At 72.4% G+C, this 8,149-nt stretch carries 9 protein-coding genes; 1 reads left to right on the forward strand and 8 read right to left on the reverse strand.

Annotation, left to right across the window (positions count from 1 at the left end; all coding sequences use genetic code 11):
- Positions 1-140: 140 nt before the first annotated feature.
- Complete coding sequence (locus tag ACFV6I_RS20015; protein WP_380426688.1) at positions 141-1,499, reverse strand: hypothetical protein; 1,359 nt, start codon at positions 1,497-1,499, stop codon at positions 141-143.
- Between the two features lie 293 nt (positions 1,500-1,792).
- On the opposite strand from ACFV6I_RS20015, the gene ACFV6I_RS20020 reads away from it, so the two are divergent.
- Positions 1,793-2,713, forward strand: a complete 921-nt coding sequence (locus ACFV6I_RS20020) for a hypothetical protein (protein ID WP_063347692.1) — start codon at positions 1,793-1,795, stop codon at positions 2,711-2,713.
- A 31-nt stretch (positions 2,714-2,744) separates the two neighbouring features.
- Here ACFV6I_RS20020 and mutM read toward each other — a convergent pair whose 3' ends face one another.
- The 7 genes from mutM to rsmD all read right to left on the reverse strand — a co-directional run bounded on the left by mutM (position 2,745) and on the right by rsmD (position 8,033).
- Entirely contained in the window at positions 2,745-3,623 is an 879-nt protein-coding gene (gene mutM, locus ACFV6I_RS20025) for a bifunctional DNA-formamidopyrimidine glycosylase/DNA-(apurinic or apyrimidinic site) lyase (protein WP_380376625.1), read from the reverse strand.
- A gap of 51 nt (positions 3,624-3,674) precedes the next feature.
- Positions 3,675-4,466: a ribonuclease III gene (gene rnc / locus ACFV6I_RS20030; protein ID WP_079135603.1), complete on the reverse strand. Its 792-nt coding sequence runs from the start codon at positions 4,464-4,466 to the stop codon at positions 3,675-3,677.
- 20 nt (positions 4,467-4,486) lie between these two features.
- A complete protein-coding gene (gene rpmF, locus ACFV6I_RS20035; RefSeq protein ID WP_030056747.1) occupies positions 4,487-4,660 on the reverse strand; it encodes a 50S ribosomal protein L32 in 174 nt (57 codons plus the stop codon).
- 2 nt (positions 4,661-4,662) lie between these two features.
- A complete protein-coding gene (locus ACFV6I_RS20040) occupies positions 4,663-5,307 on the reverse strand; it encodes a DUF177 domain-containing protein (RefSeq protein WP_063347695.1) in 645 nt (214 codons plus the stop codon).
- A gap of 172 nt (positions 5,308-5,479) precedes the next feature.
- Positions 5,480-6,700 carry a cell division initiation protein gene (locus ACFV6I_RS20045; protein WP_380426690.1) on the reverse strand — a complete coding sequence of 407 codons (1,221 nt, stop codon included), beginning with the start codon at positions 6,698-6,700 and terminating at the stop codon, positions 5,480-5,482.
- 207 nt (positions 6,701-6,907) lie between these two features.
- A complete protein-coding gene (gene coaD / locus ACFV6I_RS20050) occupies positions 6,908-7,399 on the reverse strand; it encodes a pantetheine-phosphate adenylyltransferase (RefSeq protein ID WP_063347697.1) in 492 nt (163 codons plus the stop codon).
- 49 nt (positions 7,400-7,448) lie between these two features.
- Positions 7,449-8,033 (reverse strand): 16S rRNA (guanine(966)-N(2))-methyltransferase RsmD, encoded by a 585-nt coding sequence (rsmD, locus tag ACFV6I_RS20055; protein WP_063347698.1) that lies wholly within the window; start codon positions 8,031-8,033, stop codon positions 7,449-7,451.
- Between the last annotated feature and the right edge of the window lie 116 nt (positions 8,034-8,149).

Below are 8,149 nucleotides of genomic sequence, written 5' to 3' on the forward strand. Positions count from 1 at the left end.
GGGGGCGTCGCGCCCGTGAGTGCCGCGCGCGTCTGGCGTGGCGGGCGGTCACAGGACCCCGGGGCGCTCGCCCCCGGGGAGCGGCCCCGCCGGAGGAAGTCCGGCGGGGCCGCAGGGGTGTCGCGGTGGGGCTCAGCGGGTCACCAGTCGCCGCCGCCGAAGTCGCCGCCGCCACCGAAGTCCCCGCCACCGAAGCCGCCGCCGTCGCCGAAGCCACCGCTGAAGTCGGAGGAGTTGAAGTCGGCGCCGGTGAAGTCGCCGCCCTCGTGCTGGTCCTGGTAGCCCTGGTCCATCATCGGCGCCGCGGCGTAGGCCGGGCTGCTGATCATCGAGCCGAGCATGGTGCCGACCAGCAGGCCCGGCAGCAGGCCGCCGCCGAATCCGCCGAAGTAGCCGCCCGCCCAGGGGGCGTAGGCCGGGCCGGCGTTCCAGTACGGCTGCGGGCCGTGCTCGGTCTCGACGGTGCGGATGGCCGGGTCGAGGCCGGCGGCCAGCCGGTCCGCGTCGGACCGGCAGACCGGGACGGTGCGGGCGGCGCCGTCGGCCGGGGCCCAGTCGACGTCCTTGACCGAGGGGCCGTGGCGCGGGTCGAAGAAGCACGGGGGACGGCGCTCGGGCACCGGGCGCTTCTCCCGCCGGGCGGCCAGGGTGGCCAGCGCGAACCGGCCGTCCTCCAGCGCCTCGGTGACCGGCTTGACGTCGTCCGGCCGCTTGGCCTCGTCCATCAGCCGCTTGGCCTTCTCGTACGAGTCCAGGGCGTGGGTGTAGTCGGTGCGCTGGGTGTCGTCGGCGTCGGTCGCGGCCGGGTTGAAGTCGAGCCGGTCCAGTTCCTCGCCGAAGGCGGTGATGTCCTCGTCGACCACCCGGCGCAGCTGCTCCAGCTCGGCCCGGGCCTGCTCCTCCTTGCGCGCCTTGGCGCGGCGGAAGAGGAGGAAGACGCCGGCGCCGGCCAGCGCGAGCAGCACGACCGGGATGACCACCCAGGCGATCGAGGTGCTGTGGTTCACCCCGGTGCCCTTGGCCTGCGGGGCGGCGCTGTCGACGAACTCGTTCAGGGTGGCGTCGATGTCGCCGTTGTGGGAGCGGAAGGCGGCGCCGGCGATCCGCTCGGCGCTGCCCTTCGCCATCGCGCCGAGGTCGGCCTTGGCCGCGAACTGGTCACCGCGCCAGACCGCGTAGGCGCCGTCGATGCCGACCTTGGTGCGCAGGTCGTTGAAGACGGTCCGCTCGCCGTAGGGGGCGCTGGCCGGGACGACCGCGACGAAGATCGGCTTGTCGGCCTTCTTGATCTTCTCGGTCAGGGCGTCGGCCTGGCTCTGGCTGAATCGGCTGGTCATCGCCGGGTCGACGTAGACCCGGCCCTGCTTCAGGGTGGAGGCCGCGTCGTCCAGCCCGCCCGCGGCCGAGGCCGTCGGTGCGAGCAGGAGCAGCAGCCCCAGCAGCGCCGCCACCAGGGCAAGCGGCCCGGCGCCCCGGGAACGTCGTGCAAGGGTTCTCATGCCCTCGACGCTACCCTGACGGGCGTCAAGGCACGGCATACCCTTCGCATACTGGTAGTGACAAGATTCCCCGCCGACCGCCGGGGCCGCACCCCTCCTCGGGGATGATGTTTCCCCCACTCGCCCCTGACGCGGGCGGTGCGCGGGAACCGCGGCCGGCGCCCGGACGTACGTCCCGGCGGGCCCAGGGTGTTCCGGGCGGTGCGCCGACCGTACCGCGCGGACGGGCATAGTGGTCCCGGACCGCTGGTCCCATTACCTGTTCTTGACCCATCTCCCGATCGGAGCACCCGGTGATCATCGGCCTCGTCACCGCCGTGGCGGCATCCGCCTGCTACGGCACCGGCTCAGTCCTCCAGGCCGTCGGATCCCGCCGCTCCGCGCGCGAGGAGGCCGCCAAGGGCGCCTCCGGCGCCACCACCGAGCACGGCGGGCCGAGCCTGTCCTCCACCGCGAAGGCTGCCGTCACCTGGGAGTTCATCGTCGGCACGGTGCTCGACCTGATCGGCTTCGGGCTGGGCGCGCTGGCCGCGCGGCTGCTGCCGCTGTTCCTCTCGCAGACCATCATCAGCGCCAACCTGGTGATCACCGCGGTGCTGAGCATCAAGCTGCTCGGCATCCGGCTCAAGCAGTTGGAGTGGGCCTCGATCGGCGTGCTCTGCTCGGCGCTGGTGCTGCTGGCCGTCTCGGCGGGCCCGGAGGGCGGCCACCACGCGTCGATGGCCTTCCACTGGGGCCTGCTGCTGGTCACCACCGTGCTGCTGGTCGGCGGCGGCCTGCTGGTGCGGCGGATGGGCTCCAAGGGCGCGATCGTCGCCGGTCTGCTCTCCGGCCTGGGCTTCGGCGCGCTGGGCGTCGGCGTGCGCATCCTGAACGGCATCGACCCGTTCGACCTCGCCAAGCTGCTCTCCGACCCGGCGCTGTACGCGATCCTGGTCGGCGGCATCGGCGGCATGTACGTGCACACCGTGGCGCTGCAGATCGGCTCGGTGAACGGCGCGACGGCAGCGCTGGTGGTCGGAGAGACGGTGCTGCCCGGCGCGATCGGCGTGCTCTGGCTCGGCGACTCCTCCAAGTCCGGCCTGGGCTGGCTCGGCGTGGTCGGCTTCCTGCTCGCGGTGGTGTCCGCGGTCGGGGTCGCCTACTTCGGCCAGGACACCCACGGCTCCCCCGGCGAGGCGGCGGCCGACCAGCCGGAACTCGCCAAGCACTGAGCTCCCCGGCCCCCGCTCCCTGCCCCTGCTGTCAGCCCCCGCTGCGGACCCGCGGCACCCGCTGGCAGCGGGGGCAGAAGTAGCTGGAGCGGTTCATCCAGGCGGCCCGCCGGATCGGGGTGCCGCAGCGCCGGCAGGGCTCGTGCTCGCGGCCGTACGCATCGAGGTCGCGGGAGAAGTAGCCGCTCTCGCCGTTCACGTTGACGTACAGGCTGTCGAAGCTGGTGCCGCCGACGGCGAGCGCCGCCGTCATCACCTCGCGGGCGTTCGCCAGCAGTTCGGCGGCCTGCGGGCGGGTGAGCGTCGCGGTCGGGCGGTCGTAGTGCAGCCGGGAGCGCCAGAGCGCCTCGTCGGCGTAGATGTTGCCGACCCCGCTGATCAGCGTCTGGTCGAGCAGCGCCCGCTTCACGGTGGTGCGCTTGGCCCGCAGCGCGGCCGCGAAGGCGGCGTCGTCGAAGCGCGGGTCGAGCGGGTCGCGGGCGATGTGCGCGATGGAGAGCGGCGTGCCCTCCGGGTCGCCGTCCTCGGCCTCCTCGACCGCGAGGGCGCCGAAGGTCCGCTGGTCGACGAAGCGCAGTTCGCGGCCGCCGTCGGCGAACCGCAGCCGCACCCGCAGGTGCGTCTCGTCGGGTACGGACGGGTCCTGGACGAGGAGTTGGCCGCTCATGCCGAGGTGGCCGATCAGCGAGAAGCCCGCGCCGGACCCCGCCAGCGGCACCCACAGGTACTTGCCGCGCCGCTGCGCGGTGCCGAGGGTGGTGCCGGTCAGCCGGGCGGTGAAGTCGGCGGCGCCGGCGGGCTGGCGGCGCACCGCGCGCGGGTGCAGCACCTGGACGTCGGCGACGGTCCGCCCGGCGACCCAGTTCGCCAGACCGCGGCGGACGACCTCGACCTCGGGAAGTTCGGGCACGGGAACAGGCCTCCTGCGGAAGGGATCAGCAGGAGGAAGGCTACTGCTCCCTCACGCCCCGGCGGGCAGCCGGTCGGCGTACTTCTCCTTGATCGCCCGCCAGGCGCTCTCGGCGGCCTTCTGCTCGGCCTCCTTCTTCGAACGGCCGACGCCGCTGCCGAAGTCCTCGCCGGCCACCCGGGCCGCCGCGGTGAAGGTCTTCTCGTGGTCCGGACCGGACTCCATGACCACGTACTCGGGCACCCCGATGCCCACCGAGGCGGTGAGCTCCTGGAGGCTGGTCTTCCAGTCCAGGCCTGCGCCCAGCTGGGAGGACTCCTCGATCAGCGGGTCGAACAGCCGGTGGACGAACTCGGTGGCCGCGTCCAGACCCTGGTCCAGGTAGACGGCTCCGATCACGGCCTCGACCGTGTCGGCGAGGATCGACGACTTGTCGCGGCCGCCGGTGCCCTCCTCGCCCTTGCCGAGCCGGATGAACGTGCCGAGTTCCAGGCCCCGGCCGACGTCCGCGAGCGCGCGGGAGTTCACCACCGCGGCGCGCAGCTTGGCGAGCGTGCCCTCCGGCACGTCCGGGTGGACGCGGTAGAGGGTGTCGGTCACCACGAGGCCCAGCACCGAGTCGCCGAGGAACTCCAGGCGCTCGTTGGTGGGCAGGCCCCCGTTCTCGTACGCGTACGAGCGGTGGGTCAGGGCACGCACCAGAAGGGCGCGCTCGAGTGTGTACCCGAGGCGCCCTTCCAGGACGTCGTATTCGGTCGAAGCCGGCCCACCGGCCCTGCCACCGCCCAAAGAGGAACCCTTCGGGGCGGAGGACGCCTTGCGGGTGGAGTTACCGTCCGACATCGATCCGTGCACCCCGCCGATCAGACCGAGAGGACCTGGCGACGGTTGTACGTGCCGCAGCTCGGGCACGCGATGTGACCCAGCTTCGGCTCGTGGCAGCGGTCGCACGCCACGAGGGCCGGAACAACGGCCTTCCAGTTGGACCGACGGTGGCGCGTGTTGCTGCGCGACATCTTCCGCTTCGGAACAGCCACGGCTACTTCTCCTGGTTCTCGGCGAGACCCTCACGGGTGTCGCTGTTCTTGATCCCGTCACCCTCGTCGCCGGGGGCGGCGGAGAGTCCCTGCAGAGCCGCCCACCGGGGGTCGGCGGCGTCGTGGTGGTGCGTCGGGTCGTCGCTCAGGCGCGCTCCGCATTCGGAGCACAGGCCCAGGCAGTCTTCCTGGCACACCGGCTGCAGCGGCAGTGCGAGCACCACCGCGTCACGCAGCACCGGCTGGAGGTCGAAGAAGTCGCCCTCCAGACGGTAAGTATCTTCTTCCGAGTCCTCGTCGAGGTCCTCGGCCCCGGCGGTCCGGGCGCGGTGACGCTCGTCGGACTCCGGGTAGTAGTACAGCTCCTGGAAGTCGACGTCGAGGTCGTCCTCGACGGGCTCCAGGCACCGGGCGCACTCGCCCTCGACCTGGGCCTCGGCGGTGCCGGTGACCAGCACGCCCTCGACCACGGACTCCAGGCGGAGCTCCAGCCGGAGCTCGCTCTTCTCGGGGACGCCGATCACGTCGATGATCCCCAGGCCCGCGGGGGCCTCCAGGGTGCGGGACACCTTGCGCAGCGAGCCCGGGCGACGTCCCAGCTCGTGCGTGTCGAACACGAGGGGGTCGCGGTGGTCGAGGCGGTTCAAGGTGTCCTGACTTCCATGGGGAATCTTCGATCGCGGTGCCTCCGCACCAGCGGTGCGCGGGCAAGCCGACAGTCCGACACGAAAAGGCCGGAGTGGTCAGCCTACCGGAGTCTCCCGCCAGGCCCAACTTCGCTCCCGTCAGGAGCTTGCGCCGGGCCCGAGCGGAGCCGGCTCAGCGGCCGCCCAGCTCCCGGAGCCGGGTCATGTCGATCATGCTGGTGTCGAAGAAGCTGGTCTCGTCCAGGCCCGGCTGCTGCTGCTGTTGCTGTTGCTGTTGCGGCACGGCCGGCGGGGCGGCGGGCTGCTGCGGGTAGGTGTAGGCGTCGTACTGCTGCGCGCCGTAACCCGGCTGCTGCTGGTGCGGATAGCCGTAGTCCCCGTGCTGCTGCTGGGCCGCGTAGTCCGGCTGCTGCTGCGGGTAGCCGTCCGCGGTGCCCTGCTGCTGGTGCCCCCACTGGGCACCGTACGGGTCGCCTTGGCCGGCCGGGTCGTAGCCGCCGGCGTACACCTCGGCGTACTGCCCCTGCTGCTGCCCGCCCTGCTGCTGGGCGGCCGCGTACTGGTCGACGCCGGGGGCCTGCCAGCCCGCCGCGGCCGGGGTCTGCTCCGGCCAGGTCTGCTGCTGCGGGACGTCCTCGCGGTACCAGGCGATGTCGTCGCCGTTGGCGTCGCCGTCCGTGGCGAAGCCGGCGGCCACCGCCTCGGCCCGCTCCTTGGCCTGCTGCGCCTCGTCGGCGGCGGCCAGGTAGGCGCCCAGCTCGTCGATCGGCCGCTTGCCGAGCAGCTTGTCGCGGCCCTTGCCGACGGCCTCCAGGGTGGCGCTGAGGACGTTCTCCAGCGTGGCGAGCTTCGCATCGACGTACTCGTCGACCTCGGGGCTGGGGGTGATCCGCTGCGGCTGGAACTCCTCGCCGTCCGTCTCGCCGTCGAAGTCGGTCTCGAAGACGCTGGAGTCACCGCGCAGCTTGGTCCGGCCGCGGCCGACGGCGCCGAGCGTCTTGGTCAGCACGACCTCGAAGTTGGCGAGCTTGCTGTCCACGTAGTCGTCGGCCTCGGCGCGCTTGGCCTCGACCTCGCCACGGGCCTCGGCGAGGATCCGGTCGGCCTCGGCCTGGGCCCGGCGGACCACCTCGGTGTCCGAGATCAGCGAGCCGCGCTCGGCGTGTGCACCCTGGATGATCCGGTCGGCCTCGGCCTGGGCCCCGGCCACCACCTGCTCGTGGTCGGCCATCATCGACTGGGCCTGGGCGAGTTCGGCGGGCAGCTCCGCCTTGAGGGCGTTGAGCAGGCCGACCAGCTCGGCCCGGTTCACCACGCAGGAGGCCGACATCGGCATCGAGCGGGCGTTCTCGACCGCCGCGACGATCTCGTCGACCTTGTTCTGCACGTCCACGGGGCTTCGTCTTTCCGTGTGCCGCCGACGGTCCGGCGGAGGCAGGCCCGACGCGGTGAACCTCACCGCAGGGGCAGGAATACAGACTGTACGGCCACCGCGCGGCGAGGTCACAACGCCCGAGCCGAACCGGTCGACCGGGCACCGGACAAGTCATGACGAACCGGCAGAAACGGACGGCCGCCCCGCGGCCACCGCCGCTCCCGCCTACTGCTGGGCCTTGCGCTCCGCGATCCGCTCGACCAGCCGCCGGTGCACCGTCTCCGGCAGCAGGTGGGAGACGTCCCCGCCGTACGAGGCGACCTCCTTGACCAGCGTCGAGGAGAGGAAGCTGTACGTCGGGGAGGTCGGCACGAACAGCGTCTCCACCCCGGACAGGCCGTGGTTCATCTGGGCCATCTGCAACTCGTAGTCGAAGTCGCTGACCGCGCGCAGGCCCTTGATGATCGCGGGGATCCCGCGCTCCCGGCAGAAGTCCACCAGCAGGCCGTGGTACGACTCGACCACCACGTTCCCGAAGTCCGCGGTGACCTCCTCGATCAGGCCGATCCGCTCCTCGACGCTGAACATGCCCTGCTTGTTGCGGTTGATCAGGACCGTGATGTGCACGACGTCGTACAGCTTCGAGGCCCGCCCGATGATGTCGAGATGACCGTTGGTGATCGGGTCGAACGAACCGGGACAGACGGCGCGGCGCATGGCGTGGGTGCTCCCTCGGGGGGTGACGGCTGCTGCGGGCCTCGGCCCGCTACTCGTGCTGGCTGGTCTCGGCGGCGGCGCGACCGTACCAGAGCGTGCCCTCGCCGTAGCGGCGCGAGCGCAGCACCTCGAAGCCCTCGGGCCAGCCGAACTCGCCGCCACGGGTGCTGCGCTCCACGGTGACGAGTGCGTCCTCCGCGAGCCAGCCCCCGGCCAGGAGTGTGATCAGCATCTCGCGCAGCTCGTCGTCCGTCACGGCGTACGGCGGATCGAGGAAGACCAGGTCGTACGGGGTCTGCGGGGGCGGGCCCGCGAGCACCTGCTCGGCCCTGGTGGCCTTCACCTCCACGCCGGGCAGGCCGATCGTGCGGACGTTCTCCCGGATCACCCGGGCCGCTTGGCCGTCCGCCTCGACCAGCAGGACGTGCTCGGCGCCGCGCGACAGCGCCTCCAGGCCGACCGCGCCCGATCCGCCGAACAGGTCGAGCATCCGGGCCCCGTGCAGGGTGCCGCGCAGCGCCTCCAGGGTGGAGAACATCGCCTCACGGGCCTTGTCGGAGGTCGGGCGGGTGCCCCGGCCTGGCGGTACGGCCAGCCGGCGGCCGCCGGCCAGCCCGGCGATCACGCGGGTCATGGTGGGGGAAGGTCCTTTCGTCGCTGCCCGACCACGCTATACGGGTCGAGGCCCCCCCGACGGATCGGTGGGGCCTCGGGGTCACGGCTCAGCTCGCCCCGGAGACCGTCCCAGCC

It is taken from the genome of Kitasatospora sp. NPDC059803, assembly GCF_042732255.1.
In the GTDB taxonomy this organism is placed as follows: domain Bacteria; phylum Actinomycetota; class Actinomycetes; order Streptomycetales; family Streptomycetaceae; genus Kitasatospora.